The organism is Luteimicrobium sp. NPDC057192, from assembly GCF_042670205.1.
In the GTDB taxonomy this organism is placed as follows: Bacteria; Actinomycetota; Actinomycetes; order Actinomycetales; family Cellulomonadaceae; genus Luteimicrobium.
Window position 1 is genome coordinate 1 of sequence record NZ_JBHUWD010000052.1, and the last position, 26436, is coordinate 26436.

General features: G+C 74.6%; 22 protein-coding genes. 9 read left to right on the forward strand and 13 right to left on the reverse strand.

Annotated elements, in window-relative coordinates; all coding sequences use genetic code 11:
- Nucleotides 1-54: 54 nt before the first annotated feature.
- From ACFT5B_RS18375 to hisC, 5 genes are all read right to left on the reverse strand, one after another.
- Nucleotides 55-1479 (reverse strand): dihydrolipoamide acetyltransferase family protein, encoded by a 1425-nt coding sequence (locus tag ACFT5B_RS18375; RefSeq protein WP_386800626.1) that lies wholly within the window; start codon nucleotides 1477-1479, stop codon nucleotides 55-57.
- A gap of 58 nt (nucleotides 1480-1537) precedes the next feature.
- Nucleotides 1538-2590, reverse strand: coding sequence for an alpha-ketoacid dehydrogenase subunit beta (locus ACFT5B_RS18380; protein WP_386800627.1), 1053 nt, complete (start codon nucleotides 2588-2590; stop codon nucleotides 1538-1540).
- The gene (gene pdhA / locus ACFT5B_RS18385) at nucleotides 2587-3804 is read right to left on the reverse strand and encodes a pyruvate dehydrogenase (acetyl-transferring) E1 component subunit alpha (protein WP_386800628.1); all 1218 of its coding nucleotides are present in this window, start codon (nucleotides 3802-3804) and stop codon (nucleotides 2587-2589) included. The genes ACFT5B_RS18380 and pdhA overlap by 4 nt, the downstream gene beginning before the upstream one ends.
- Nucleotides 3805-4070: 266 nt before the next feature.
- A complete protein-coding gene (locus ACFT5B_RS18390; protein WP_386800629.1) occupies nucleotides 4071-8600 on the reverse strand; it encodes a hypothetical protein in 4530 nt (1509 codons plus the stop codon).
- Between the two features lie 225 nt (nucleotides 8601-8825).
- Nucleotides 8826-9977, reverse strand: a complete 1152-nt coding sequence (gene hisC / locus ACFT5B_RS18395) for a histidinol-phosphate transaminase (protein ID WP_386800630.1) — start codon at nucleotides 9975-9977, stop codon at nucleotides 8826-8828.
- 75 nt (nucleotides 9978-10052) lie between these two features.
- Here hisC and ACFT5B_RS18400 point away from each other — a divergent pair, with 75 nt between their 5' ends.
- Entirely contained in the window at nucleotides 10053-10442 is a 390-nt protein-coding gene (locus ACFT5B_RS18400; RefSeq protein ID WP_386800631.1) for a phage holin family protein, read from the forward strand.
- Here ACFT5B_RS18400 and ACFT5B_RS18405 read toward each other — a convergent pair.
- Both ACFT5B_RS18405 and ACFT5B_RS18410 read right to left on the reverse strand, forming a co-directional pair.
- A complete protein-coding gene (locus ACFT5B_RS18405) occupies nucleotides 10408-11853 on the reverse strand; it encodes a hypothetical protein (protein WP_386800632.1) in 1446 nt (481 codons plus the stop codon). The two genes, ACFT5B_RS18400 and ACFT5B_RS18405, sit on opposite strands and share 35 nt — an antisense overlap.
- Nucleotides 11853-12164, reverse strand: a complete 312-nt coding sequence (locus ACFT5B_RS18410; RefSeq protein WP_386800633.1) for a hypothetical protein — start codon at nucleotides 12162-12164, stop codon at nucleotides 11853-11855. Before ACFT5B_RS18410 ends, ACFT5B_RS18405 begins: the two co-directional genes overlap by 1 nt.
- Before the next feature lie 107 nt (nucleotides 12165-12271).
- Here ACFT5B_RS18410 and purB point away from each other — a divergent pair, with 107 nt between their 5' ends.
- A complete protein-coding gene (purB, locus tag ACFT5B_RS18415; protein WP_386800647.1) occupies nucleotides 12272-13723 on the forward strand; it encodes an adenylosuccinate lyase in 1452 nt (483 codons plus the stop codon).
- Nucleotides 13724-13738: 15 nt separating this feature from the next.
- On the opposite strand, the gene ACFT5B_RS18420 is transcribed toward purB, so the two are convergent.
- The 5 genes from ACFT5B_RS18420 to ACFT5B_RS18440 form a co-directional block, all read right to left on the reverse strand.
- Nucleotides 13739-14191 (reverse strand): SRPBCC family protein, encoded by a 453-nt coding sequence (locus ACFT5B_RS18420; RefSeq protein WP_386800634.1) that lies wholly within the window; start codon nucleotides 14189-14191, stop codon nucleotides 13739-13741.
- 54 nt (nucleotides 14192-14245) lie between these two features.
- A complete protein-coding gene (locus ACFT5B_RS18425) occupies nucleotides 14246-15574 on the reverse strand; it encodes an SH3 domain-containing protein (RefSeq protein ID WP_386800635.1) in 1329 nt (442 codons plus the stop codon).
- 143 nt (nucleotides 15575-15717) lie between these two features.
- Complete coding sequence (locus tag ACFT5B_RS18430; RefSeq protein ID WP_386800636.1) at nucleotides 15718-15969, reverse strand: hypothetical protein; 252 nt, start codon at nucleotides 15967-15969, stop codon at nucleotides 15718-15720.
- A 156-nt stretch (nucleotides 15970-16125) separates the two neighbouring features.
- On the reverse strand, nucleotides 16126-16461 hold the full coding sequence (locus ACFT5B_RS18435) for a DUF952 domain-containing protein (protein WP_386800637.1): 336 nt from the start codon (nucleotides 16459-16461) through the stop codon (nucleotides 16126-16128).
- Complete coding sequence (locus tag ACFT5B_RS18440; RefSeq protein ID WP_386800638.1) at nucleotides 16458-17750, reverse strand: glutamyl-tRNA reductase; 1293 nt, start codon at nucleotides 17748-17750, stop codon at nucleotides 16458-16460. The genes ACFT5B_RS18435 and ACFT5B_RS18440 overlap by 4 nt, the downstream gene beginning before the upstream one ends.
- A 47-nt stretch (nucleotides 17751-17797) precedes the next feature.
- On the opposite strand from ACFT5B_RS18440, the gene hemE reads away from it, so the two are divergent.
- The 3 genes from hemE to ACFT5B_RS18455 all read left to right on the forward strand — a co-directional run bounded on the left by hemE (nucleotide 17798) and on the right by ACFT5B_RS18455 (nucleotide 21008).
- Nucleotides 17798-18901, forward strand: coding sequence for a uroporphyrinogen decarboxylase (gene hemE / locus ACFT5B_RS18445; RefSeq protein ID WP_386800639.1), 1104 nt, complete (start codon nucleotides 17798-17800; stop codon nucleotides 18899-18901).
- A gap of 135 nt (nucleotides 18902-19036) precedes the next feature.
- Nucleotides 19037-20554: a protoporphyrinogen/coproporphyrinogen oxidase gene (locus ACFT5B_RS18450; protein ID WP_386800640.1), complete on the forward strand. Its 1518-nt coding sequence runs from the start codon at nucleotides 19037-19039 to the stop codon at nucleotides 20552-20554.
- Between the two features lie 67 nt (nucleotides 20555-20621).
- Nucleotides 20622-21008 (forward strand): VOC family protein, encoded by a 387-nt coding sequence (locus tag ACFT5B_RS18455; RefSeq protein WP_386800641.1) that lies wholly within the window; start codon nucleotides 20622-20624, stop codon nucleotides 21006-21008.
- Nucleotides 21009-21017: 9 nt separating this feature from the next.
- Here the strand turns inward: ACFT5B_RS18455 and ACFT5B_RS18460 are convergent, their stop codons facing one another.
- Nucleotides 21018-21917: an alpha/beta fold hydrolase gene (locus ACFT5B_RS18460; protein ID WP_386800642.1), complete on the reverse strand. Its 900-nt coding sequence runs from the start codon at nucleotides 21915-21917 to the stop codon at nucleotides 21018-21020.
- A 136-nt stretch (nucleotides 21918-22053) separates the two neighbouring features.
- Here ACFT5B_RS18460 and hemC point away from each other — a divergent pair, with 136 nt between their 5' ends.
- Genes hemC through hemL form a run of 4 tightly spaced genes read left to right on the forward strand, consistent with a single transcriptional unit; the run spans nucleotide 22054 to nucleotide 26357 of the window.
- Nucleotides 22054-23079 carry a hydroxymethylbilane synthase gene (gene hemC / locus ACFT5B_RS18465; protein ID WP_386800643.1) on the forward strand — a complete coding sequence of 342 codons (1026 nt, stop codon included), beginning with the start codon at nucleotides 22054-22056 and terminating at the stop codon, nucleotides 23077-23079.
- 1 nt (nucleotide 23080) lies between these two features.
- Nucleotides 23081-24001, forward strand: a complete 921-nt coding sequence (locus tag ACFT5B_RS18470) for a uroporphyrinogen-III synthase (protein ID WP_386800644.1) — start codon at nucleotides 23081-23083, stop codon at nucleotides 23999-24001.
- On the forward strand, nucleotides 23998-25005 hold the full coding sequence (hemB, locus tag ACFT5B_RS18475; protein ID WP_386800645.1) for a porphobilinogen synthase: 1008 nt from the start codon (nucleotides 23998-24000) through the stop codon (nucleotides 25003-25005). The genes ACFT5B_RS18470 and hemB overlap by 4 nt, the downstream gene beginning before the upstream one ends.
- Nucleotides 25005-26357, forward strand: coding sequence for a glutamate-1-semialdehyde 2,1-aminomutase (gene hemL / locus ACFT5B_RS18480; RefSeq protein WP_386800646.1), 1353 nt, complete (start codon nucleotides 25005-25007; stop codon nucleotides 26355-26357). The genes hemB and hemL overlap by 1 nt, the downstream gene beginning before the upstream one ends.
- Nucleotides 26358-26436 lie beyond the last annotated feature (79 nt).

Here is a 26436-nt window from a genome sequence, read left to right on the forward strand (position 1 = left end):
AGCTCACGGCACCCGGGTGCCGTGAGCTTCTGACAACTCCGCGCGGAACTCGGCTCAGCCCCAGACGAGGCCGCGCGCCGGCTCCTCGAGGACGGCGGCGATGTCCGCGAGGACACGCGACCCCAGCTCCCCGTCGACGAGGCGGTGGTCGAAGCTCAGTGCGAGCTGCGTGACCCAGCGCTTCTTGATCTTGCCCTTGTGGACCCAGGGCTGCTCGCGGATCGCGCCGAACGCGAGGATCCCGGCCTCGCCGGGGTTGAGGATCGGCGTGCCGGTGTCGATCCCGAACACGCCGACGTTGGTGATCGTGATCGTGCCGTCGGACATGTCGGTGGGCGTGGTCTTGCCCGCGCGTGCCGTGGTCGTGAGGTCGGCGATGGCGACGGCCAGGTCGTGCAGGCCGAGGCGGTGCGCGTCCTTGATGTTCGGCACGACGAGCCCGCGGGGCGTCGCTGCTGCGATGCCGAGGTTCACGTAGTGCTTGTAGACGATCTCCTGCGCCTCGTCGTCCCAGCTGGCGTTGATCTCGGGGTGCCGGCGCAGCGCCAGGAGCAGCGCCTTCGCGGTGATGAGCAGGGGCGTGACGCGGACGTCGGCGAACTCGCGGTCCTCGCGCAGCGCGGCGACGAGCTTCATGGTCTTGGTGACGTCGACCGTCACGAACTCGGTGACGTGCGGCGCGGTGAACGCGCTCGCGACCATCGCCTCGGCCGTGCGCCGCCGGACGGACTTCACGGGGACGCGGGTGCGGCGGGCGTCGGGGCTGACGGTGCCGCTCGCGAGCCACGGGTTGTCGTCGCCCGGGTACGTGGCGAGGGTCTCGGGGTGCGCCGCCTCGGACGCGAACGCCTGGACGTCCTCGCGCGTCACGATCCCGCCTGGCCCGGTGCCGGGGACGCTGAGCAGGTCGACGCCGAGGTCCTTGGCGAGCTTGCGCACCGGGGGCTTCGCGAGGACGCGCACGCTCGGCGCGGTGCTCACCGGCCCGGCCTGCCCGGTCGGCGCGGCCGACGGAGCAGGCGTGACGGGAGCAGCCGGCGCGGCCGGCGCAGGGGCCGACGCCTCCGCCGTCCGCCGACGACGCCGCCCGCCACCCGAGGCCGCGCCGCCCGTCCCGTACCCGACGAGCACGGCGCCGCCGCCCGCGTCCTCGGGCAGCGGCTCGGGGTCGACCTCGGCGGCCGTCTCGAGCGCGGCCGCAGCCGGGTCGCCGGCCGCGCCGGGCTCGGGCTCGCCCGCGGTCTCGATCCGGACGATCGGGGTGCCGACGTCGACCGTCGTGCCCTCGGCGACGAGGATCTCGACGACCGTCCCGTCCCACGGCGACGGCAGCTCGACGAGCGACTTCGCCGTCTCGATCTCGACGATCGTCTGGTTGACGCGGACCGCGTCCCCGGGCGCGACCCGCCACTGGACGATCTCGGCCTCGGTGAGTCCTTCACCGGCGTCGGGCAGGCGGAACTCCTGGATGGTGGGCACGGGGCGCGTCTCCGTTACGTCGTCGGGGCGGTTCGGGGGGCGGGAGAAGACCGCAGTCTCAGTGCGCGAGCACGCGGTCGACGGCGTCGAGGACGCGGTCCACGGACGGCAGGTAGTCGTGCTCGAGCTTCGCGACCGGGTAGGGGGCGTGGTAGCCGCCGACACGGAGCACGGGCGCCTCGAGAGCGTAGAAGCACTCCTCGGTGACACGCGCGGCGAGCTCGGCCCCGGGCCCGTGGAAGGCGGGCGCCTCGTGCACGACGACGCAGCGCCCCGTCTTCTTCACGCTCGCGACCACCGTGGGCACGTCGAGCGGGGACACCGAGCGCAGGTCGACGACCTCGAGGCTCGTGCCGTCCTCGTCGGCGGCGGTCTTCGCGGCCTCGAGCGCGGTGTGCACGGTCGGGCCGTAGGCCACGACGGTCACGTCGGTGCCGGGCCGGACGACGGCGGCGTGCTCGAGCGTGCGGGCCGCGGCGCCGACGCCGACGGGGGCGTCGAGGTCGACGTCGCCCTTCTCCCAGTAGCGGCCCTTGGGCTCGAGGAAGAGCACCGGGTCGGGGCTGGCGATGGCCTCCTGGATCATCGTGTACGCGTCCTGCGGGGAGGACGGGCTCACGACGCGCAGGCCCGCGGTGTGCGCGAACAGCACCTCGGGGCTCTCGCTGTGGTGCTCGACGGCGCCGATGCCTCCGCCGAACGGCACGCGGATGACGACGGGCAGGTCGATCCGACCGGACGTCCGGTAGTGGAGCTTCGCGAGCTGCGTGGTGATCTGGTCGTAGGCCGGGAAGATGAAGCCGTCGAACTGGATCTCGACGACGGGCCGGTACCCGCGCATCGCGAGACCGATCGCCGTCCCGACGATGCCGGACTCGGCGAGCGGCGTGTCGACGACCCGGTCCTCGCCGAACTCGGCCTGCAGCCCCTCGGTCACGCGGAAGACGCCGCCGAGCGCGCCGATGTCCTCGCCCATGAGCAGGACCTTCTCGTCCCCGGCGAGGGCGGCGCGGAGGCCGGCGGTGATCGCCTTCGCGAAGGGCATCCGGACGACGCCGCCCGGCACGCCCGACGACGCAGGGCTGGGCGGGCGTACGGCAGTGGCGGTCATCGGTTCCCTCCAGCGGTCGATCCGGCGCTCGCGGCGGGGGCCCCGAGCAGGCCCTCGAACGGCGACGGCGCGGGCTCGCCCGCCTCGTAGGCCTCGAACGCCGCACGCTCGGCCGCGACCTGGGCCTGCGGCGTCGCGTAGACGTGCTCGAACATGCGCGCCGTGGGCGGGGCGCCCATGGCGCGGACCGTCGTGCGGACGTGCTCTCCGAGCTCGTCGGCCTCGGCCTGGAGCTCGGCCTCGCGGGTCTCGTCCCACGCGCCGTGCTTCTCGAGGTAGGTGCGCACCCGCGCGATCGGGTCGCGACGGCGCCACGACTCCTCCTCGTCGGAGGTGCGGTAGCGGGTCGGGTCGTCGGACGTGGTGTGGGCGCCCATCCGGTAGGTGACGGCCTCGACGAACGTCGGGCCGCCGCCCGTGCGGGCGCGCTCGAGCGCCTCGTCCATGACGGCCCAGCTCGCGATGACGTCGTTCCCGTCGACGCGCACGCCCGGCATCCCGAAGCCCCACGCGCGGCGGGCCAGGGGGACGCGGCTCTGCTTCGTCGTGGGGACGGAGATGGCCCACTGGTTGTTCTGGCAGAAGAAGACGACCGGGGCGTTGTTCACGGACGCGAACCCGAGGGCCTCGCTCACGTCTCCCTGGGAGGTGGCTCCGTCGCCGAAGTAGGCGACGACGGCCATGTCGCGCGCGGCGTCGCCGGTGCCGACGAGCCCGTCGCGCTGGACGCCCATCGCGTAGCCGGTCGCGTGCAGCGCGTGCGACCCGATGACGAGCGTGTAGACGTGGAAGTTGTGGGCCGCGGGGTCCCAGCCCCCGTGGTCGACACCACGGAAGATCGGCATGACGTCCGCGAGGTCCATGCCGCGCGTCCACGCGACACCGTGCTCGCGGTACGAGGGGAACACGTAGTCCTGCTCCCGCAGCGCGCGGCCGGACCCGACCTGCGCGGCCTCCTGGCCGAGGAGCGGCGGGAACAGCGCGAGCTCACCCTGCCGCTGCAGGCTCGTGGCCTCGACGTCGAACCGCCGCACGAGCACCATGTCGCGGTACAGACCGCGGACTCGCTGTGCGGCCGGTTCGGCGTCGGTGGCGCCGGGACCGTCGAGGAGGTAGCGCGCTGCGCGCTCCCTGTAGGGGGCGTTCGTCTCGGACACGACGGGTTCGCCGTCGGGTCCGACGAGCTGGACGAGCTCGTCCTGGTGCTCGGTCACTGCTGCTCCTCACGTCGTCCGGATCGCCCGGGGATGGCGGGCGGTGCGGCGGATGCAACGACGGGACCACCGGGCCTCGTCGCTACCTACGGTTCCGTAGCCTACGCAAGCGTAAGGTACGGCGCCGTAGGGACGGGAGATGCCCGGCCGTGCGAGTTCGTCGCCCGCGTTTGTAGGTTCTCGCCAAAGGCCGCTCCGGCGACAGCCGGAGGTCCCGACGCCTGCCGGGGGACTTCCCCCGCGCGCCGCGGCGACCGGGCATCGACTCAGTGCGGGCGGCGGCGCCGGGCCACCAGCGTCAGCGCGAGCCCGATCAGGAGCAGGACGCCGGCGACGACCGCCACGGTCACGGCGTCGGCGCCCGTGACCGCGAGCCCGCCTCCCCCGCTCGACGGCGGGGCGCTGGGACCGGCGGCGGGCGACGACGGAGCCGTCGTGGGCGAGGGGCCCGCCGTGCTCGTGCCGGTCGGCGTGGGCGTCGGGGTCGGCGGCGGTGTCGGGCGCGGTGTGACCTGCAGCGTGGCCGACGCCGTGTCGTCCTCGGTGGAGGTCTGCTCCGACGACGTCGCCGTCGTCGCGGTGTTGACGTGCGTCCCGACCGTCGCGGCCTGCGCGGTGACGGTGACCGTCCGCGAGTCGCCCGCGGCGAGCGTCCCGAACGCGCAGCTCAGGTCCTGCCCGCTGACCGTGCAGCCGTCGGCCCCCGACGCCGCGCCGGGCACGACGCCCGCGGGGAACGTGTCCGTCACGACGACGTCGTCCGCAGCGCCCGGGCCCTCCTGCGTGACCTTGATCGTGTACGTGACGGTCGACCCGACGGTGACCGATCCGGGCGTCACGCTCTTGTCGATCACGACGTTCGCGGGAGCCGGCGTCGCGGTGATCGTCGCGGAGGCGGCGTTGTTGTCGATCACCGGGTCGAACGGTGACGCGTCGTCGCGGTCCGACGACGCCGTGTTCGTGAGCGTGCCCGTCTGCGTGACGCGCGCCGTGATCACGAGTCGCTCCGCCGGCCCCGCCCGCGGCTCGCGCGGAAGGGTGACGGGCGCGAGCGTCCCGACGTCCCACACCCCGGTGGCCGGGTCATAGCTCCCCGTGGACGCGTTCGACGACACGTACGCGAGGCCTGCGGGCAGGACGTCGTCGACCGTCACGTCCTGCGCGGGGTCGGGGCCCCAGTTCGTCACGCCGACCGTGAAGGTGACCTCGTCGCCCACGTGCGGGGTCGCGTCGTCCACCGTCTTGGTGACCTCGATGTCGGCCGCCGGGACGAACAGACGCGCCTGCGCCCGGTCGTTGTCGGGGTTCGGGTCGACCGCGTCGCTCTGCCCGATCGCCACCGTGTTGGTGAACGTCCCGGTGCGCTGGTCCAGCAGCACGGTGACCGTGAGCGTCTCGTCCTGCCCGTCGGTCAGGTCCCCGATGCTCCACACCCGTGTCGTGACGTCGAACGTGCCCTGGGACGCCGTGGAGCCCGTGATGTTCGCGACGATCGGGATGGGGTCGACGGCGGTGACGTCGTGGGCGGTGTTCGGGCCGTGGTTGGTCACGGTGACCGTGTAGGTCACGGTGTCCCCGGGCTGCGCGGTCGTCGGGTCGACCGACTTGGTGATGCCGAGGTCGGCCTCGCGGATCACCGTGACCGCCGCCGACGCGCGGTTGTTGGTCGGGTTCGTGTCACGCTGGTCGACCGAGTCCAGGGCGACCGTGTTCCTCTGCTGCCCGAGGTCGGACGCCGTCACGACGACCTCGCAGGTCGCAGTCGCGCCCGATGCGAGGTCGCCGACCGTCCACAGTCCGGTCGCGGGTGCGTAGGTGCCGTCGCAGTCGTCGCTCGACACGTAGGTCACTCCGGCGGGGAGCCGGTCGCGGAGCACGAGCCCGGTCGCGTCGGTCTCGGTCCCGTCCGAGGCGGGCAGGTTCGTCGCGGTGAGCGTGTAGGTCATGGTGGTGCCGAGGGGGACGGCGTCATGGTCGATCCCGGCGGGCGTGGCGACCGACTTCCCGACGGCGACGTCGAGCGGAGGCTCGACCGACACCAGCGTGGCGGAGTCGGAGTTGTTGTCGGGGGTCGGGTCGACGATCCCGGGCGCGCCCACCGTCACGGTGTTCGTCTTGGTCCCGGCCGTGTCGACGCTCGCCGTGACCTGCACGGTCGCGGAGGCGCCACTGTCGAGGTGCCCGACGGTCCACGTGAGGTCGGCGTCCACCGTCCCCTGCGACGGCGTCCCGACGGACACCACCGACATCCCGGTCGGCGGGTCGTCCGTGACGACGACGCCGTCGACCGGGTCCGGTCCGTCGTTGTGCACGACCACCGTGTAGGTCACGGTGTCCCCGACCTGCGCCGCCGTCGGGGCGACCGACTTGGTGATCGACAGGTCGGCGGTCGGGTCGACGACGCTCAGCGTCGCGGTACCCGTGTTGTTGTCGGAGTTCGTGTCCTGAGGGCTCGAGCTCGCGAGCGAGGCGACGTTCGTGAACGTGCCGTTCGTGTCGCCGCGCACGGTGAGCGTCAGCGTCGCGGCCTGCCCGTTCGCGAGCGCGCCCACGGTCCAGATCGAGGTGCTCGGGTTGAAGGTGCCGTCACCGGTTGCAGAGACGAAGGTCAGCCCGGCCGGCAACGTGTCGCGGATGGTAACCGCCGTCGCGGCGCTCGGGCCGTGGTTCGTCGCGGTGATCACGAACCGCCCCTCGCTGCCGCGCGGGATCGTCGTCGCCCCGTCGACCCTCTTCGTGACGCCGATGTCCGCGCTGGCGACCGGCGTGAGCGTCACGGAGGCCCGGTCGTTGGTGGGGTCGATGTCGGTCTGGTCCATCCCCGTCCGGACGGCCGTGTTGGTCACCGGACCGTTGCTGGTCACGGTCGCGGTGATCCGCAGCGTCGCGGTGCTGCTCGCGCCGGAGGTCCCGAGCGTGCCGACCGTCCACTCGCCCGTGGTCGGGTCGTAGCTGCCCTGGGAGGGCACGGAGCTCACGTAGGTCAGGGAGGCCGGCAGCTGGTCGGTGACGACGACGCCCGTGGCCTGGCCGGGGCCGTGGTTGGTGGCGCGGATCGTGAAGGTCACGTCCGAGCCGACCGCGGGCGTCGTGTCGTTCACGGTCTTCGTGACGCCGACGTCCGTGTTGACCCCGATCGTCGCGGTGTCGTCGTCGGTGACCTGCTGCCCGATCGTGGTCTGCGCAGTGACCGTCGCGGTGTTCGTGATCCCACCCGACGGCGCGACGTCGGCGGCCCTGACGACGTACGACCCCGTGCACGTCATGCTTCCGCCCGGCGCGAGGGTGTTCTCCGGGCACGACAGGTCCGCGCTCGCGATCCGGTCGTCGGCGAGCGCGACGTTGACGAGGCTCGAGTCGCCCGTGTTGGTGACGACGTACGAGTACTGCACGGACTGCCCGACGAGGTATGGCGGGTCGCTCGTGACGGACTTCTCGACCGTGATCGCGGAGTGGAGGGGCACCGTCACGCTCGACTCGTTCGACGTGACGGTCCCCTCGCCCGGGTCGAGCGCCGTCGCGGTCGCGGTGTTGTCCACGCGTCCCGCCGACGCCTCGGCCGCGGTCACCACGTGGCTGCCCGTGCACGTGATCGTCGCGGCGGGGTCGGGCGCGGGTGGGACGGCGACGTCCGGGCACGTGACCGTGCCGTCGACGTTGTCGTCGTCGACGGTCACGCCGTGAAGCGTCGTGGTGCCCGTGTTGGTGACCGTGTACTGGTAAGGGATCGTGTCGCCGACGCCGAGGTCGGGGGGCAGCGCGCCTCCCGTGCGGTCGACCTGCTTGACGAGCTGGAGGGCCTCCAGGGGGTCGATCGTCTGGACCACGACGTTGCGGATCAGGTGGACGTTGGTCGAGCCCCCAGTGGACGCCGAGAACCCGAACTTGTAGGTGCCGGGGAGGTTCGCGGGGGCGGGGATGTTCAGCTCCTCGACCCACGGGCCGCCCGCGGAGTACTGGACCTGGACGATCACGCGCGAGCCGCCCGCCGAGTCCGACGGCGTCACCTGGACGTTGACGGTCCGCGCCTGGTCCTCGGTGTAGTCGCTGCCCTCGAGCTGGCCGGCGAGCGTCGACGCACCCGTGCCCGACGCGGTCGAGCCCTGGAAGCAGTACCCGGTCGTCCCGCTGCCGGGCCCGCGCACGGTGATCGTGTTGATCCCGCGGGTGCCGCTCGTGCCGACCGGCGACACCTGGCCGTCCGGACAGCCCAGGCCGCGGTTCTCGCTGTCGTTGAAGAAGTTTCCGTAGACGTCCAGCCCGACCCCGACGACGCCGCCCTCCACCCCGGGAGCCAGGTTGCGCTGGGAATAGCCCATGCTCCCGCCGTCGGCGCCCGTCTCGGTCAGGTCGGTCGACCCGTCGACCAGGAAGAACCCGATGCCGTCGCCGCCCTCCGGGCCGGAGCGCGCGTACTGCCACTGCTGGAACGTGACGGACAGCCCGGCAGTCGCCGGCACGGGCCGGTTGTAGAGGATCCCGCCCGTGACGAAGCCGGCCGAGTCGGTGAGCTGGAGGAAGCCGTCGCCCGCCGCCGCCCCCATCGGCGGCGGCTGCTGGTCCCCCGTCCCCCAGTAGTCCTGGCCGCCCGTGCGGTGGGCGCTGCAGTTCGGGAGCGGGGAGCCGTCGGACGGCGTGGGCGCGTCCGCCGCCATCCCGGTGAGGCAGGCCGTCCCCAGGGGCTGCCACGCGGCGTCGGGCACGGTGGGGTTCGCGAACGTCTCGTCGACGATCGTCGTGCCACCGGTCGGCGGGTCGGCGGCCGCGCGCTGCGCGGCGGGCACCCCGATGGTCATGGACAGCACGAGAGCCGCGGCACCTACCACGGCTCCCCATCGGCCCCGTCGTCGACGTGGGAGCACACCCCCTCCTCTCCTCCCCCCCACCCCACTATCAGCGGGGCCGCGGCGCGCGGCAACAGCAAGGAAAGCCCCTGCCGCCGTCGCGGAGGACGGACACCGACCGCTCCGCCGCCACGTGTCCGCCCGCTCGCAGGGTGGCGGGGAGCCGAGCGGGTCCCGTCAGCGCCGCCAGGACGCGGCGACCCGCAGGAAGGCGTCGTTCGCCTCGCGCTCACCGATGGTCACGCGGATGCCGTCGCTGTCGTAGGGACGCACGAGGACGCCTGCCTCCCGGGCCTGGGCCCCGCGCTCCTGCGTGGCGTCGCCGAGCCCGAACCAGACGAAGTTCCCCTGCGTGGCGGGCAGCTCCCAGCCCTGGTCGCGCAGCTCGTCGAGCACCCGCGCCCGCTCGACGACGAGCGCGTCCACGCGCTCCATGAGCTCGTCCTGCGCGTGCAGGCTCGCGATGGCGGCGCGCTGCGCGAGGTCGGAGACCCCGAACGGCGTCGACACCGACCGGACGCCCGCGGCGAGGTCGGCGCGAGCGATCGCGTACCCGACGCGCAGCCCGGCGAGCCCGTACGCCTTGGAGAACGTCCGCAGCACGACGACGTTCGGGTGCGCCGCGTAGACGGCCAGACCGTCCGGCACCTCCGGGTCGCGCACGAACTGCACGTACGCCTCGTCGAGGAGCACGAGGACGTCGGAGGGGACGGCCGCGAGGAACGCGTCGAGCTCGGCGCGGTGCACCGCGGGCCCGGTCGGGTTGTTCGGGGTGCACACGACGACGACGCGCGTCCGCTCGCCGATCGCGGCCGCGAGCGCCGGAAGGTCGAGACGGCCGTCGAGCAGCGTGCCGTCGGCGTCGCGCCCCGAGGCGAGCGGGACGGGGACGAACGTCGCACCGGACACGGCGACGGCGATGGGGTACGCCTCGAACGAGCGCCACGGCACGACGACCTCGTCGCCCGGGTCGCAGACCGTCTGGAGGACGTGGGCGAGCACGGCGACCGACCCCGTGCCGACGACGATCTCGTCCGGGGAGACGGTCGTCGGGATGCCCGCGGCCGCAGCGTGCTCGGTGAGGGACGCGGCGATCGTCTCGGTGAGCTCGGTGGCGTACATGTCGGGGTAGCGGTGGGTGTCGCCCGCACCCTCCCGGATCGCCTCGAGCACCGACGGGAGCGGCGGGTACGGGTTCTCGTTGGACGAGAGCTTGAAGGTCCGCGCGCCGGGCTCGACGCGCGCGCCCGGGACGTACGGCGGCAGGGCCGCGACGGCGTGACGCAGAGGGATGCCGGACGTGCGGGGCGCGGGGGTGTCGGTGCTCACCGGCCCAGGATGCCACCCGCACCGCGGCGCGCCGAACCCTGCGCGGCGCGGGGTGCTGATGGCAGGATGTCGGGCATGTGGTTCATCGTCCGAGTTGCCGTGACGGCTTTCGCCGTGTGGCTGGCGTCGCTGTTCCTCGGCGACCACCTCTACATCGTCCCGAAGGACGCCGAGGCCGGCCAGACCATCGTGATCCTGCTCGCGGTCGGCCTGCTGCTCACGCTGGTCAACATGATCGTCAAACCGATCGTGCACGTGATCGCGTTCCCCCTCTACATCCTGACGCTCGGGCTGTTCTCGCTGGTCGTGAACGCGCTCCTGCTCATGCTGGTCGCGTGGATCACCGAGCAGACCGACTGGGGCATCCGCGTCGACGGGTTCTGGTGGGCGGTGCTGGGCGCGCTGATCATCGCGGTCCTGCAGACGATCATCAGCGCGGTCGTCCCGGGGAGCCGTCGGCGCTGACGCCGTCGGACGACCCGGTGCCCGGCGCCATGGTCGCCGCGCCGCCGCGCTCGCCCCGGAAGTACCAGGTGCGGGTCGGGGCGCCGGGCGTCCCGCCGCCCAGCGAGGCGTCGAGCTCCGTGAGCGCCCGGTCGAGCGCCGGGTCGTGCGTGGCCCGGGCCTCGGCGAGCACGCCCGCGTGGACCGCCAGCCCGTGCGTCCCGCCGCCGTAGGGCGCCGAGCCGAGCGCGCCCCGGACGACGTCGTCGTCACCGGACGCGCGCACGACGACGTGCCGCGGCCCCGCCGGGTTCGGCCCCGGGTCCAGCGACGACACGACCTCGCGGGCGTTCTCGACGTTGAGCGCGAGCGTCCCCTCCGGGACCCGGATCCCGCCCGACGGCGCCCCCGCGGTCACGAGCCCGGTGAACCGGTACCGCCGGCGCAGGGCGGGGTTCGTGACCACCCGGGTCGCGGCGATCCCGCCGAGCGAGTGCCCGACCACCACGACCGACGCCCCCTCGGGCACGACCCGGCCGAGCGCCTGCTCGACCTCGTCGGTGTAGTCGCTCGCGCGCCCGCCGACGAGGTCGAGGTCGCTCGTGAGGTCGCGCGGGTTCGCGAAGTCCCCCGCCCCGTCGCCGACGACGTTCCACGTCTGTGTGCCGGGGAGCAGCACGACGTAGCGGGCGTCGGGACCGGAGCCGACCCGCTGGATCGCCATGACGCCGGGACCCGCCTTGTTCGGCACCTCGAGGAGGTGGAGCGCGTCCTCGACCGACCCCGCGACGGGCAGGTCGGGGAGCGGCCGGTCGGGGCTGCCGTCGACGGCACCCACCGCGAGCTCCTCGACGCGCACCCCGTCGCCCCGCTGCACCTGGGCGGCGCCGTCGAACGCCCACGACGCGGCCCCGGCCACCGTCACGACCGGTGTCGAGCCCCCGGCGCCCCGGACCGGCCCGACGACGGCCGGGAGGAGCAGGTCCAGGCCCACGGCGAGGAGCTGGACGCCCGCGGGGACGGCGTCATCGAGCAGGCGGATCGCGAGGTCGTCGTGGTCCTCGTACAGCCGCGCCGCCCGCAGGACGGCGACCGCGAGCGCCTCGAGCTGGCCGAGCGCCCGTAGGACGGCGCCGTCGGCGGTGGCGACGTCGTCGAGGGCGACCGCGGTGGCACGCGCCGCCTCGGGTCCGTACGCCACGAGCCCCGGGCCGGTGCGGCCCCAGCCGCGCGGGACGCCGGTCCCGGACCACGGCACGGTGCGTCCGGCCCACGGCACCTCGCCGGTGCCCAGAGCGACGCGGGCTCGCGCGAGGTCGAGGCGCGCGTCGTCGAGCCGGCCGGACGCGGCTCGCAGCGCGACGGCCGCGTCGCGGAGCGTGTCGGTCTCCGCTGCGGTGTAGCCGCCGGTGATCGTGATCGCGTCGCTCATCAGCGTCCCCCGGCCGGCCGGAGGCACGACGACGCCGCGCCGGCCCGCGCCCGCTCCTCCGCCCGGCGCGCGGCGTCCGCGGCCGAGTCGAGGAGCGTCACGGCGTCGTCGACGGCCCCGAGCGCCTCGTCGACGCGGCCGTCGTAGGCGCGCGCCGCCCGCGAGACCCAGTCGACGTCGAGCGCACGTGCGGCTGCCTCGCGGGCCTCGGCGGCAGCGGCACCGGCGGCGTCGAGCGCCCGGCTCGCCGTGGCGTCGACGGCGAACGGGGGAGGGACGAACGGGGCGAAGGAGGAGGGCGTCTCGGTCACGGCCGGGACGCTACGAGCACGGCGCCGTGCGGTGCCCGGCACGGTACGCCCGCTGGGGATCCCGCGCGGCGGACGCGGCCTGGGGGTGGCGCCCGCCGCATGGGACACTGAGGTACGTGAACCTTGCCGACGTGACGCCCCCGATCGCCCTCGGTCCGCTCGACGGCCGCTACCGTCCCGCGGTCGCCCCGCTCGTCGACCACCTCTCGGAGGCCGCGCTCAACCGGGCGCGCATCCACGTCGAGGTCGAGTGGCTCATCACCCTGTGCGACGGCGTCCCCGGCGTGACGCAGGGCGCGGTCGTCCCGGGCGCCCCCGGCCTGTCCGACGCCGAGCGCGCGTACCTGCGCGGCATCCCGGAGGCGTTCGGCGCCGACGAGATCGCCGAGCTCGCGACGATCGAGCGCGAGACCGTCCACGACGTCAAGGCGGTCGAGTACTTCGTGAAGCGCCGCCTCGCGGCCGCGGCCGACGTGCTCGGAACCGACACCGTCCTGCCGGGCGTCGGCGAGCTCGTCCACTTCGCCTGCACGAGCGAGGACGTCAACAACCTCTCGTACGCGCTCATGGTCCAGGGTGCCGTGGCGTCGGTCTGGCTCCCCGCGGCGACCGCGCTGGCGGACCAGGTCGCCGACCTCGCCCGCGAGCACGCGGCCGTCCCGATGCTGAGCCGGACGCACGGCCAGCCCGCCACCCCGACGACGCTGGGCAAGGAGCTGGCGGTCCTCGCGCACCGCCTGCGCCGTCAGCTGCGCCGCGTCGAGGGCGCGGAGTACCTCGGCAAGCTCAACGGCGCCACCGGCACCTACGGCGCCCACACCGTCGCCGTCCCCGGCGTGGACTGGCCGGCCGTCTCGAAGCACTTCGTCGAGCACCTCGGGCTCACCTGGAACCCGCTCACCACGCAGATCGAGTCGCACGACTGGCAGGCCGAGCTCTACGCCGACGTCGCCCGGTTCAACCGCGTGCTGCACAACCTCAGCACCGACGTGTGGACGTACATCTCGCTCGGGTTCTTCGTGCAGATCCCCGTCCCCGGCGCGACCGGCTCGTCGACCATGCCGCACAAGGTCAACCCGATCCGCTTCGAGAACGCCGAGGCGAACCTCGAGATCTCGTCCGCGCTGCTCGACACCCTCGCCTCGACGCTCGTGACCTCGCGCCTCCAGCGCGACCTCACGGACTCCACGACCCAGCGCAACATCGGCACCGCGTTCGGGCACTCGCTGCTCGCCGTCGACAACGTCCGCCGGGGTCTCAAGGCGCTCGCCGTCGGCGACGTCGCGCTCGACGCCGACCTCGACGCCAACTGGGAGGTCCTCGGCGAGCCGATCCAGTCGGCGATGCGCGCCGCCTCCGTCGCGGGCGTCACCGGCATGGAGAACCCCTACGAGCGGCTCAAGGAGCTCACGCGCGGCCAGCGCATCGACGCCGCGCAGCTGCGCGAGTTCGTCGCCGGCCTCGGCCTGCCCGACGACGTCGCCGCGCGGCTCTCGGCGCTCACCCCCGCCACCTACACGGGCCTGGCCGAGCGGCTGGTCCGGGACTACCTGGCCTGACGCCCGGCGCCGAGGTCAGGGTTCGGCGTCGAGCGCCTCGACGAGCAGCCGTCCCCGGCGCCGCAGCAGCCGGCGCAGGTACGGCACGAGGACGAGCCGCTCCGCGATCCGCCCGAGCACGGGCGACGCGACGACGACGCGGTCCGTCATGACCGTCTCGCCGCCCTCCCGGGCGAACACGTGCTCGTGCTCGAACGACCGGAACGGCCCGGCGACCTGCACGTCGACGAACCGGCGCGGCCGCTCGAGCTCGACGACGCGCGCCGTCATGGTGAACCGCACCCCGAGGTGCCGGCCCCGCCACGTGACGGTCTCCCCCAGCCCGATCCGCCCGCTCGTCACCCCGGCGACGGCGCGCTCGCCCGTGCCGGGCATCGAGCGGACGTGCGCGTCGACGTCGAGCGCGAGGTCGAACAGCCGCTCGGCGGCGTGACGGGTCCGCGTGACGACGACGAGCTCGCTGGGCACCGGACCATCATGGCGGCTCCGGACGGGTCCGCGCCGCGCCCCGGGCGTCGGCGGCTACCTCGTCGAGCGGAGGTACTCCGTCGCGACGTAGCCGGTGTGCCCCGAGACCCGGACGTGCAGCCATCCCTTCGACGCCGCGGCGAGCGGCTGCACGGCCTTGTTCTTGGCGAGCTTCGCGACCACCGAGGACGACGTCGTCGGCTTCGACCGTAGGTTGAGCACCGTCACGTTCACGTACTTGAGCGCGTACAGGGCCTGCGCCTTGGTGGCCTTGAGGTACCGGGTGGCGACGTAGCCGGTGTGGCCGCCCGAGGTCACCTTGACCCAGCCGGTCTTCGACACGCTGCCCTGGTAGGTCACCGCGGCGCCCCGCTTGAGCTTCGCCACGACCGTCGAGGACGTCGTCGCCTTCGCCCGCAGGTTCAGGGTCGTGACCGCCACGTACCGGACGGCCTTGGGCGTCGGCTTCGTCGAGGTCGTCGGAGGGACGTAGACCTTCGACGGACCGACGTACGTCGAGTAGACCCAGCCGGACCGGGTGCCGTACCGCACGGGCAGCCACCCGCTCGACTTGGTCCCGGGCTTGGCGGCGAGCTTCGCGTTGACCGGGAGCACCGTCTTGCTGGGCGTCCCCGTGCTCGCCCCGACCCGGAGGTTGAGCCGCGTCCGCGCATAGTAGGTGCACGACGACGGCACGCTGCGCTTGAGCGCCGACGTCGCCCCCGCCGCCAGGTTCACGCCGCGCGCCTTCATGTACCTGAGCGGATCGGTCGACGACACCCCGTAGCCGCCCGGCCAGACCTCCAGGTGCAGGTGCGGGCCGGTCGCGACGCCGTTCGAGCCGACGTCGGCGATGTGCTGGCCCGCTCGGACCTTCTGCCCGGCCTTGACGTACTTCGTGGCTTTCCACATGTGGCCGTAGACGGTCGAGACCTTCTTGCCGCCGATGACGTGGTCGATGACGATCCACTGCCCGAACCCGGAGACCGCCCCGGCCTTGCGCACGACGCCGTTCGCGACCGCGTAGATCGGGGTCCCGTCGGCGGCGGCCATGTCCTGGCCGAGGTGCCAGTCGGACGCGTTCACGGTCGGCATGCAGCGCGGCCCGTAGTACGACGACAACCGGTACCTGCCGGCCTTGAGCGGCGTCACGACCTTGGTCGTGTTGGTCGGCGTGGCTGCCTCGAGCGCGGCCGAGAGCGCCGACGGCGCGAGCGCCGTCCCGCCTCCTGCGCCCGCCGGCGCCGCGCCCGCGGCGGCCGTCCCGAGGCAGCCGAAGACCAGCGCTGCGGCGACGCCGAGCCCTACCCGACGTGCCGCGAGCCCGTGCGCGCGGTGCGTGAACGCGCCCCCCGCGACGTCCCCCGAATCGTTCCGAACCATGCTGCGCCTCCCCCGTCTGCGCCCTTGCGGAGCCCGCTCCGACTCGTCCTGCACGAGTCCTTCACAAGCCTTCGCAAGATAGCCCGGGGGAACCAGTTCCGCGCGCGCTGGGAGCGTTCGCGCAGGTCAGAGGCCTGTGAGGGTCAGGGGTGGCGGCGTCCCCGCAGGGCGTCCACGGCGCCGAAGCAGGCACGCGCCGCGCCGCGGCCGAGCGCGCGGCCGACGGATGCCGTCGTCGGGGCGGGAGGGAGGTCGCACGGGTCCAGGCGACGACGCGCGGCGAGCTGGACGTGGGCCGGCGGCAGCAGGTCCGACAGGTCCTGGTCGGGGCCACGGCCGGCGAGGGCCGCATCGAGGCGCAGCGAGGCGTTCGGCAGGCCGTCCGGCACGGTCATCGGTCCTCCTCGGGCTCGTCGTCGAGCCCTCGTTCTCCCCTACGTGTTCGCCCCTGCGGACCCGCGGCGCGGACCGGGGACCACACTAACCACGCCCGGCGCCGATCGCGATACCTCGAGCACCCGCCCAGGTCGGCCGCGTGCGGGACGCGACGGTCACCAGGACGGCGGGGCGAACGCGCCGTCGGGCCCGGGGAGCCACGGGTCGACGCGGACGACGGCGCGCACCGGCAGCGGACCGTACAGGTGCGGGAACCAGACGCCCACCGGATCGGCCGGGTCGCCCGGCTCCCAGCGCAGCGGCGCGTCCACGAGGGCCGGGTCGACCGTGAGGAGCAGCAGGTCGCGCGTTCCCCGGTGCAGGGCCGTCGCCGGGAGGTGCACGGTGCCGCGGTCGGAGAGGTGGACGAAACCGTCGGCCTCGAAGCCCGCCGGGACGTACGCCTCCGCGGTGGGGTCCCGGGCCGCCGCAGGGCAGAAGTGGTAGATCACGACGACGCCGCGGCGGACCGCAGCGCCAGGATGTCGCGGTGCAGGCGGGCCCGGACCTCGCGCCGCGCCGCGAGCTCGACCTCCTCGGGGTCGACGTCGACGCCCTCGGCCCGGGCCGCGGCGAGGCGCTGCTCGACGAGGTCCGCGATCTCGGCGTCGGCGGCGCGCACGAGCTCGACGACGCTCGCGTCGGACGCGCGGTACCCCTCGCCCTGGAGGAAGTGCTCGGCGGCGTGGTCGACGATCGCCGCGGCCTCGGCGACGGCGGCCCCCGAGACGTGAGGGGCACGCGCCTGGAGCGCCGCGAGGTCGTAGAGGAGGACGCCGTCGACGTCGGCGACCTGGGGCGCGACGTCGCGCGTGAGCGCGAGGTCGAGGACGACGAGCGGGCGGGTCGTCGCGTCGTCGCCCGCGGCCTTCGCCGCACGGGCACGCGCGCCGAGCACGTGCGCGGCGTCGAGGGCGGGCCGCAGGGACGCGGTCGGGTCGCCGACGCGCCCGCCGCCCGAGCACGCGACCACGAGGTCGACGTCCTCGAGCTCGACGAGGAGGTCGTCGGCGGGGCGGACGTCCACGCCGTCCGCCGCGTGCGAGGCCACGAACGCGTCGGCCCGGCCGGACCGCGAGAACACGCGGACGTCCCGGACGCCGCGGGCGCGCAGCGCCGCGAAGCTCGCGCCCGCGTAGGAGCCGGTGCCGACGAGCAGCGTGCGGACCTGCTCCCACGGCGGCAGGTCGGCGCCCGCGAGATCGAGACCCAGCGACACGAGCGAACGGCCGGCCGCGCTGAGCGCCGTCTCGTTGCTCACGCGCTTGGACGCGCGCGCCGCCGCCTGGAAGAGCCGCTCGAGCGGCGCCGTCGTCGTGCCCGCCGGGCGGGAGGCCTCGAGCGCGCGCTTCACCTGCCCGGCGATCTGCCGCTCGCCCACGACCATCGAGTCCAGGCCCGACGCCACCGAGAACAGGTGCCGCGCGACGTCCTCGCCCGCGCGGACCGTGAGGGCGGCGTGCGCCTCGTCCGGCGAGAGAGTCGACGACGACGCCACCACGCGGGCGACCTCGCGCGCCGCGTGGTGGCGGGCCAGTCCGTTCACGGGACCGCCGTCGGCCTGCTCGACGACGTCCACGTACACCTCGAAGCGGTTGCACGTCGCGAGCACGACGGCACCGCTGATGGGGTCGCACCGCACCAGGTCCGACTCGACGACACGGTGCGCGCCCGACGAGAGGCGCTCAAGGGTCTCCAGGTCGAGGTCGTGATGACTGGCGGTGAAGGAGAGCAGAGGCACAGTGCTTCGATTGAAGCACCGCGGCCCGGTCACGGCACAATCGAAGGGTGACCCCCAGCAAGCCCCTTCCCGACGCGCACCCGCTCGCCTCCAGACGCACCGCCGAGGCTCCGCTCGTGCGCGCCCTGCGCGGCGACCGCCCCGCGGCGACCCCTGTCTGGTTCATGCGCCAGGCAGGGCGGTCGCTCCCCGAGTACAAGGCCGCGCGCGAGGGCACGACCATGCTCGAGTCGTGCCTGAATCCCGCTCTGAGCAGCGAGATCACGCTGCAGCCGGTGCGTCGGCACGGTGTCGACGCGGCCGTCTTCTACTCCGACATCGTGGTGCCGCTGCTCCTCGCCGGGGTGGGTGTGGAGATCCAGCCGGGCGTCGGCCCGGTCATGGACCAGGCCTACCGCACGGCCGACGACGTCGCCCGGCTCGTCGAGCACGAGCTCACCTGGGAGGCGCTCGCGCCCGTGCGCGAGGGGGTCGAGACGACCGTTTCCGAGCTGGGTGAGATTCCTCTCATCGGGTTCGCCGGCGCCCCGTTCACGCTCGCCGCGTACCTCGTCGAGGGCCGCCCGTCGCGCGACCACCTCGCCGCCCGGACCCTCATGCACGCCGACCCCGAGACGTGGTTCCGGCTCGTCGAGTGGGCCGCCGACCTGACCGGGACGTTCCTGCGCGCGCAGGTGCTCTCCGGCGCGAGCGCGGGCCAGCTCTTCGACTCGTGGGCCGGCGCGCTGTCGCTCGACGACTACTCGCGCTACGCGCTGCCCGCCTCGTCGCGCGCGCTCACGCACGTCACGGACCTCGTCGTGCCGTCGTCCGGGCCGGAGCCCGCGGGCGTCCCCCTGGTCCACTTCGGCACCGGCACCGGGCACCTGCTCGAAGCCATGCGGCACGCGGGCGCCGGCGCGATCGGCGTCGACTACCGCACGCCCCTCGACGAGGCCGCCAAGCTCCTCGGCGGCACGACGCCGCTCCAGGGCAACATCGACCCCGCTCTCCTGTTCGCGCCGTGGGACGTGCTGGAGGCGCACGTGCGCGACGTCGTCGAGCGCGGGAAGTACGCGCCCGCGCACGTCGTGAACCTGGGCCACGGCGTCCCGCCCGAGACGGATCCCACGGTCCTGACCCGCGTCGTCGAGCTCGTCCACTCGCTGTGACCCCGCTGCCGCGCCACCCCCTCGCCGAAGTACCCCGGCCGCCGGTCTATCTCGCCGAAGTAGACCGGCCGCCGGTCTATCTCGCCGAAGTAGACCGGCGGCCGGGGTACTTCGCGAGCTCGGGGGTGAGCGGACGTGGCTGAGCGGTGGGACGCCGTCGTGCTCGGCGCGGGCGTCGCGGGCCTCACCGCCGCGCACGACCTCGCGCGGGGCGGGGCCCATGTGCTCGTGCTCGACGCCGCCGACCGCCCGGGCGGCACGGTGGACGGCGCGACGGTCACCGTCGGGGACGACCGCACGGTCGCCGTCGACGTCGGCGCGGAGTCCTTCGCGACCCGCACGTCCGCGGTCGGCGACCTGGCGCGCGAGCTCGGGCTGACCGTCGTCGAGCCCGACCCGCGCGGCGCCTGGGCGTACGCGGGCGCGGGGACCGAGGACGACCCGGCGCGCGCGCTCCCGCTCCCCCGCACCGCGACGCTCGGCATCCCGACCACTCCGTGGGGCGCCGACGTGCGCCGCGTGCTCGGGCTCGGCGGCGCCGTCCGCGCGTGGTGGGACCTCGGCCTGCCGCGCACCCCCGTGCCGGATTCGCTCGCCGCGTGGGTCACGGAGCGCCTCGGCGCGACGGTGCTGGAACGGCTCGTCGCGCCCGTCGCGGGCGGCATCCACTCGGCCGACCCCGCGACGCTCGACCCGCGCGCGGTCGCTCCTCAGCTCGTCGCCGCCTACGAGCAGACCGGCTCGTTGCTGCGCGCCGCGGCGCTGCTCGCCGACGCCCCGGGTCGCGGGAACGCCAAGCCCGGCTCGGCCGTCGCGGGCATCGACGGCGGCATGCACCGGCTCGTCGAGGCGCTCGTCGCGTCCGTCACCGACGCCGGCGGTGAGGTCCGGCTCGGGGTGCGCGTCAACGGTCTGGAGCGGCACGTCCACGACGGCGGGCTCTGGCACGTGGCAGTGACCCCGGACGACGGCTCCGGACCGACCGGCGTCGAGGCACCGCGACTCGTCGTCGCGCTCCCCCGCACCCCGGCGCTCGCGCTCCTCACCCCGCTCCTTCCCGACCTGTCAGAACCTCACGGCAGCGGAGTGCCGCCAGCTTCTGACACGCCGGGCGAAGTCCGCGAGTTGTCAGAACCCCACGGCAGCGGAGTGCAGCCAGCTTCTGACACAGCGCGGGGCGGGTCGGACGTGCGGCTGATCACGCTCGTGGTCCGTGCCCCCGCGCTCGACACTGCGCCCCGCGGCACGGGCGTCCTCGTCGCCCCCGGCGCGGACGTGCGCGCGAAGGGGCTCACGCACGCGAGCGCCAAGTGGCCGTGGCTGCGGTCGCAGCTGCCCGACGGCGTGCACGTGGTCCGGCTCTCGTACGGCCGCGCGGGCGACCCCGAGCCGACCGTCCCGCCGACCGTCGAGGAGGCCGTCGCCGACGCGTCCCGTCTGCTCGGCGTCCCGCTCGACCCGTCACAGGTGCTCGACCACCTCGACACGCACTGGCCCGACGCGCTCGCCCCCGCCCGTCCCGCGGACCGTGCCACCGCCGACGACGCCGCGCACCGCCTGCCGGGGGTCGCCGTCGTCGGGGCGTGGGTCGCGGGGACCGGCTTGGCGGCCGTCGTCGAGCAGGCGCGGGCGGCCGTGGTCTCCGCGGGCTGAGACCCGGCGCGGCAGCCCTGGGCGCGACCGCGACGACAGCACGGCGCAGAAGCGGGAGGATCACCCGGTGGGCTCCCTGACCGGCATCGACCACCTCGTCCTGACCGTCGCCGACGTCGACGCGTCCGCGGGCTTCTACGAGCGCCTCGGTCTGCGGCACGAGACGTTCGGGGAAGGCCGGCACGCCGTCGTCGGACCGGGTTTCAAGCTCAACCTGCACCCCGCGGACGGTGCGCCGATCGAGCCCCGGGCCGCCCACCCGACGCCGGGCGGCGCCGACGTGTGCCTCGTCTTCGACGGCCCGCTCGACGAGGTCGTCGCGCTGCTCGGCGAGGCGGGGCTGCCCGTCGAGCTCGGTCCCGTCCGGCGGACGGGGGCACGGGGGCCCATGACGAGCGTCTACGTGCGCGACCCGGACCGGAACCTCGTGGAGCTCTGCTCGTACGAGGGGTGAGACGCGGGCTCAGTACCGCGGCTGCACGGCCGGCGCGCCCTGGAAGAACGGCTCGAGGAGGTCCGCGACGCGGGCCGGGTCGCCGTCGTTGTCCGCGTCGTTGTGCGTCATGCCGCTGAGCGTGACCCGCTGGACGTGCGGGAGCACGCCCGCGAGCGTCGCGAGCGTGACGTCGAAGTAGGCGGGGCTCTTCGCGCCGCCGAGGAGCAGGACGTCGGCGGTGACCGTCGCGTAGTCACCGGTCGTGTCGGCGAGCTCGGTCACGAGCGTCATGTCGTGGTGCATCGCTCGCACGACGTCCTCAGTTGACACCTCGCCGGGCGCGGGCCGCTGGAACCGCATGACGAGTCGCAGCAGCGGCGTCACGAGCGCCGACGGCAGCCGGAAGAACGCCGGCGCCACACGCAGCCCGACCATCGCCGTCCGCATCGCGGCCGCGATCCGTCCTGCGGCGACCTGGCGGTCGTAGACCGGGAGCCAGGCCGTCGGCACGGAGCCCCCGACCGACAGCGCCGGCTCGTACAGGGCGAGCCGCGTCAGCTCCGGGATCTCGCGTGCCGCCCGGAGCGCGACGAGCCCGCCCGCGCTCAGCCCGAACACGGCGTGCGCGCCCGTCGCGTCGACGAGCGCCCGCAGGTCCTCGACCTCGCGGGCCGCGTGCGCGCCGTCGGCGGGCTCGCCGCCCGCGCCGGTGCCGCGGGGACGACGGTCGGGGACGATCACGTCGAACGATCCCGCCAGCGCCTCCGCGAGCCGGACGAGGTTCTGCCCGGACTGGAGACCGCCGTGCAGGAGGATCACCGCTGGGCCGTGCCCGGTCCGGCGGTAGCCGATGGTGGTGCCGTCCGCGGAGACGACGTGCCCGGTCGTGACCGGCGCCGGGGCCGGGGGCTTCGTGGTGGTGTCCATGCGTCGATCGTGGGCGCGGGCGCTGCCAGATCGCTGACGTGCCGCTGACACGCCCCGGCCGCGTTCGCACGTGACGCCGATCTGACGGCGGGTCAGGTGATTTCCCGGCGGCCCGCTCCGGGCGGACACTGGAGGGGTGACCCCCACTTCCCCGACGGCGCCCGCGACGCTGCGCGTCGGCACCCGCGGCTCGACGCTCGCCCTCACGCAGACGCAGACGATCGCCGACCGGCTCGCCCAGCTGACCGGCCTCGAGGTGGAGCTCGTGCGGATCACGACCGACGGCGACGTCCGCACCGGCTCCCTCGCCCAGCTCGGCGGCACGGGGGTGTTCGTGACCGCGCTGCGTGAGGCGCTGCTCGAGGGCCGCTGCGACGTCGCCGTCCACTCGCTCAAGGACCTGCCCGTCGCGCCCGCGCCCGGCCTGCGGCTCGTGAGCCCCGAGCGCGAGAACCCCCGCGACGTCCTCTGCTCGCGCACGGGCGCCGGCCTGTTCGCCCTGCCCGACGGCGCCCGCGTGGGCACCGGGTCCCCGCGCCGCGCCGCGCAGCTCCGCGCGGCGCGCCCCGACCTCGACGTGGTCGACATCCGCGGCAACATCGACACGCGCCTCGGGCATGCGCACCCGGAGACCGGGGACCTCGACGCCGTCGTGCTGGCGCGGGCCGGGCTGGCGCGGATCGGCCGGCTCGACGAGGTCGCCGAGGCGTTCGAGCCGGGCGTCATGCTCCCCGCACCCGGGCAGGGCGCGCTCGCGGTCGAGGTCCGCGACGCGGGTCCCGAGCCGAGCGAGCTCGACGTCGCGCTGCACGCCGCCCTCGACGCCCTGACCGACCGCGACACGATGCTGTCCGTGACGGCCGAGCGCGCCTTCCTCGCCCGGCTCGAGGCCGGGTGCGCCGCGCCGCTGGGCGCCCTCGCGCACGTCGAGCGGTCCGCGCCCACGGACGACGCCCTCACTCCCGGCGCCGGTACCGAGGAGCTCGTCCTCGAAGCCGTCGCGGTCACGGTCGACGGCCGCACGTCCGAGCGCCGGACCGCCCGGCTCCAGGCCGCCGGGGGCGGCGACGGCATCACGCTCGACGACGCCACCCGCCTCGGCACCCAGCTCGCGGACGAGATCGCGGCAGCCATGCCGGACGTCGTCGGGACCGGGCGCTGACGTGACCGACGAGCGTCCCCTCGCCGGGCGGACCGTGCTCGTGCCGCGCTCGCTCGACCGCGCGGTCGGGCTGGCGGCCCGGCTCCACGAGCTCGGCGCCGAGGTGCTGGTGAGCCCCGTGATCGAGCGCGCGCCGGCCGACGACCTCGCGGCCCTCGACGACGCCGCTCGCGACCTCGCCGACGGCGCGTACGCGTGGGTGCTCGTGACGAGCGTCAACGCGGTCGACGAGCTCGCCGCCGCGTGGACGCGGGTCGCCTCCGCGTCGCTGGGGAGCGCGCCCGCCCGGTGGGCCGCCGTCGGACCCTCGACGGCGCGCGCGCTGCGCGAGGCCGGGTTCGAGCCCGCGCTCGTCCCCGAGGACCATTCGGCACTCGGCCTCCTGGCTGCACTGCGTTCTCTCGCCTCCCCCTCCCCCGAGCTGTCAGAAGCTCACGGCAGCAGAGTGCCGTCACGTTCTGACAAGTCCGACGACGGCGGGCCCCGCGTCCTGCTGCCCCTCGGCGACCTCGCCCAGCCGACGCTCGAACGCGGGCTGGCCGCGATGGGCGCGCGCCCGCACGTCGTGACCGCGTACCGCACGGTGACCCACCTGATCGACGGCGAGGTCCGCGAGGCGTGGGCCGCGGGCGACGTCGACGCCGTCGTCCTGACCTCGGGCAGCGTGACGCGCGAGGTGGCGACACAGCTCGGGGCGCGCGACGACGTCGTCGGCGTGGCCATCGGCAGCCCCACCGCGCGCGCCGCCGAGGAGGTCGGGCTGCGGGTCGCCGCGGTCGCCGCCACCGCCGACGACGCCGGGCTCGCCGACGCGACCGTCCGCGCCCTGACCACCCCCGACGTGTCAGAAGCTCACGGCACTCCACTGCCGCCAGATTCTGACAACTCTCGTGAGACCACCGACCGAGGAGCCTCCTCATGACCACCACGCCCCGCCCCTACGTGCGGCCGCGCCGCCTGCGCACCACCCCCGCGCTGCGGCGGCTCGTGTCGGAGCACCGGCTGCACGCCGCGGACCTCGTGCTCCCCCTCTTCGTCAAGGAGAGCCTCACGGAGCCGGCACCCCTGGGCTCGATGCCGGGCGTCGTCCAGCACACGCTCGACAGCCTCGCGGACGCCGTGCGCGAGGCCGCGGACGCCGGCGTCGGCGGGGTCATGCTGTTCGGCATCCCGGCCGTGCGCGACGCCGTCGGCTCGCAGGCCGACGACCCCGACGGCATCCTCCAGCGCGGGCTTCGCGTCGCACGGCAGGCCGCCGGCGGGCGTCTCGTCGTCATGTCGGACCTGTGCCTCGACGAGTTCACCGACCACGGGCACTGCGGCGTCCTCGCCGACGAGCCCGGGCCGGACGGCGTCGCGCGCGTCGACAACGACGCGACTCTCGTCCGCTACCAGGCGATGGCCGTCGCGCAGGCTGCCGCGGGGGCCGACGTCCTGGGGCTCAGCGGCATGATGGACGGCCAGGTCGCCGCGTGCCGCGAGGCCCTCGACGACGCCGGGTACACCGACACCGCGATCCTCGCCTACACCGCCAAGTACGCGAGCGCGTTCTACGGCCCCTTCCGCGAGGCCGTCGACTCGGAGCTCCAGGGCGACCGCCGGACCTACCAGCTCGACCCGGCGAACGGGCGCGAGGGTGTGCGCGAGACCGACATCGACCTGCTCGAGGGCGCCGACGTCGTCATGGTCAAGCCCGCCGGAAACCTCGACGTCCTGGCCGAGGTCGCGCAGCGGTCCGAGGTGCCCGTCGCCGCGTACCAGGTGTCGGGCGAGTACGCGATGATCGAGGCCGCGGCCGCGAACGGCTGGATCTCGCGGCGCCCCGCCATCGAGGAGTCGCTCACCATGATCAAGCGCGCCGGCGCCGACATCGTGCTCACGTACTGGGCCGTCGAGGTCGCCGGCTGGCTGAAGGAGACCCGCTGATGTCCACGCCCGGCGCCGCCCCGGCCACCAACCACGACGCGTTCGTCCGCGCGCAGGCCTCGATCCCGGGCGGCGTGAACTCGCCCGTCCGGGCCTACGGCAGCGTCGGCGGGGACCCGCGCTTCCTCGCGAGCGCCCGCGGCGCGTACGTGACCGACGTCGCGGGGCGCGAGTACGTCGACCTCGTCTGCTCGTGGGGGCCCGCGCTCCTCGGGCACGCCCAGCCCGACGTCGTCACCGCGGTCCAGGAGGCCGCCGCCCGCGGGCTGTCGTTCGGGGCGCCGACGGTCGGCGAGGTCGAGCTGGCCGAGGAGATCCGTCGCCGCGTGCCCCTCGCCGAGCGGGTCCGCCTCGTGTCCACGGGCACCGAGGCCACGATGACCGCGCTTCGCCTGGCCCGTGGCGTGACCGGCCGCGACCTCGTCGTGAAGTTCTCCGGTTGCTACCACGGGCACGGCGACGCGCTGCTCGCCGACGCCGGGTCCGGCGTCGCGACGCTCGCGCTCCCCGGCTCGGCGGGCGTGACCGAGGCGACCGCGGCCGAGACGATCGTCGTGCCCTACGGCGACCTGTCCGCCGTCGAGGACGCGTTCACGCAGTACGGCTCGCAGATCGCCGCCGTCATCACCGAGGCGGCGCCCGCGAACATGGGCGTCGTCCGCCCGCCCGAGGGCTTCAACCAGGGGCTGCGCCGCATCACCGCCGAGCACGGCGCGCTCCTGATCCTCGACGAGGTGCTCACGGGGTTCCGCGTCGGACCATCGGGATGGTGGGGGCTCGAGAGCGGCCTCGACCCCGCGGGCGACCCCTACTACGCGCCTGACCTGTTCACGTTCGGGAAGGTCGTCGGCGGTGGCATGCCCGTCGCGGCGCTCGCCGGGTCCGCGGAGGTCATGGACCAGCTCGCCCCGCTCGGGCCCGTCTACCAGGCCGGGACGCTGTCCGGGAACCCCGTCGCCGTCGCCGCGGGCCTCGCGACCCTCCGCCTCGCCGACGACGCCGTGTACGCCCACGTCGACGCCGCCGCCTCGCGCCTGTCGTCCGCGGTGAGCCGCGCGCTCGACGACGCCGGCGTCCCCCACGTCGTCCAGCACGCCGGGAGCCTGTTCTCCGTGTTCTTCGGGGAGCTCGCCGCCCGGTTCGGCGTCACCACGTACGCGCAGGCCAAGACCCAGGACGCCTTCCGCTACACCGCGTTCTTCCACGCCATGCTCGACGCCGGGGTCAACCTGCCGCCGTCCGTGTTCGAGGCGTGGTTCCTGTCCGCGGCGCACGACGACGCCGCGCTCGCCCGCATCGAGGCCGCCCTCCCCGCAGCCGCCCGCGCTGCGGCCGCGGCGACCCCGGCCTGACCCTCCCCCTCCCGCTGAGATACCGAGATCCGGCCGAGATACCGAGGCAGAGGCGGTATCTCGGCCGGATCTCGGTATC

Bases quoted from the DNA above. Each gene is read 5' to 3' on its own strand.
- ACFT5B_RS18460 (WP_386800642.1), bottom strand. From the start codon at position 21,917: ATGGACACCACCACGAAGCCCCCGGCCCCGGCGCCGGTCACGACCGGG.
- hemB (WP_386800645.1), top strand. From the start codon at position 23,998: ATGACCACCACGCCCCGCCCCTACGTGCGGCCGCGCCGCCTGCGCACC.
- ACFT5B_RS18400 (WP_386800631.1), top strand. From the start codon at position 10,053: ATGTGGTTCATCGTCCGAGTTGCCGTGACGGCTTTCGCCGTGTGGCTG.
- ACFT5B_RS18380 (WP_386800627.1), bottom strand. From the start codon at position 2,590: ATGACCGCCACTGCCGTACGCCCGCCCAGCCCTGCGTCGTCGGGCGTG.
- hemL (WP_386800646.1), top strand. From the start codon at position 25,005: ATGTCCACGCCCGGCGCCGCCCCGGCCACCAACCACGACGCGTTCGTC.
- ACFT5B_RS18425 (WP_386800635.1), bottom strand. From the start codon at position 15,574: ATGGTTCGGAACGATTCGGGGGACGTCGCGGGGGGCGCGTTCACGCAC.
- ACFT5B_RS18390 (WP_386800629.1), bottom strand. From the start codon at position 8,600: ATGACCATCGGGGTGCCCGCCGCGCAGCGCGCGGCCGCCGACCCGCCG.
- ACFT5B_RS18405 (WP_386800632.1), bottom strand. From the start codon at position 11,853: ATGAGCGACGCGATCACGATCACCGGCGGCTACACCGCAGCGGAGACC.
- ACFT5B_RS18430 (WP_386800636.1), bottom strand. From the start codon at position 15,969: ATGACCGTGCCGGACGGCCTGCCGAACGCCTCGCTGCGCCTCGATGCG.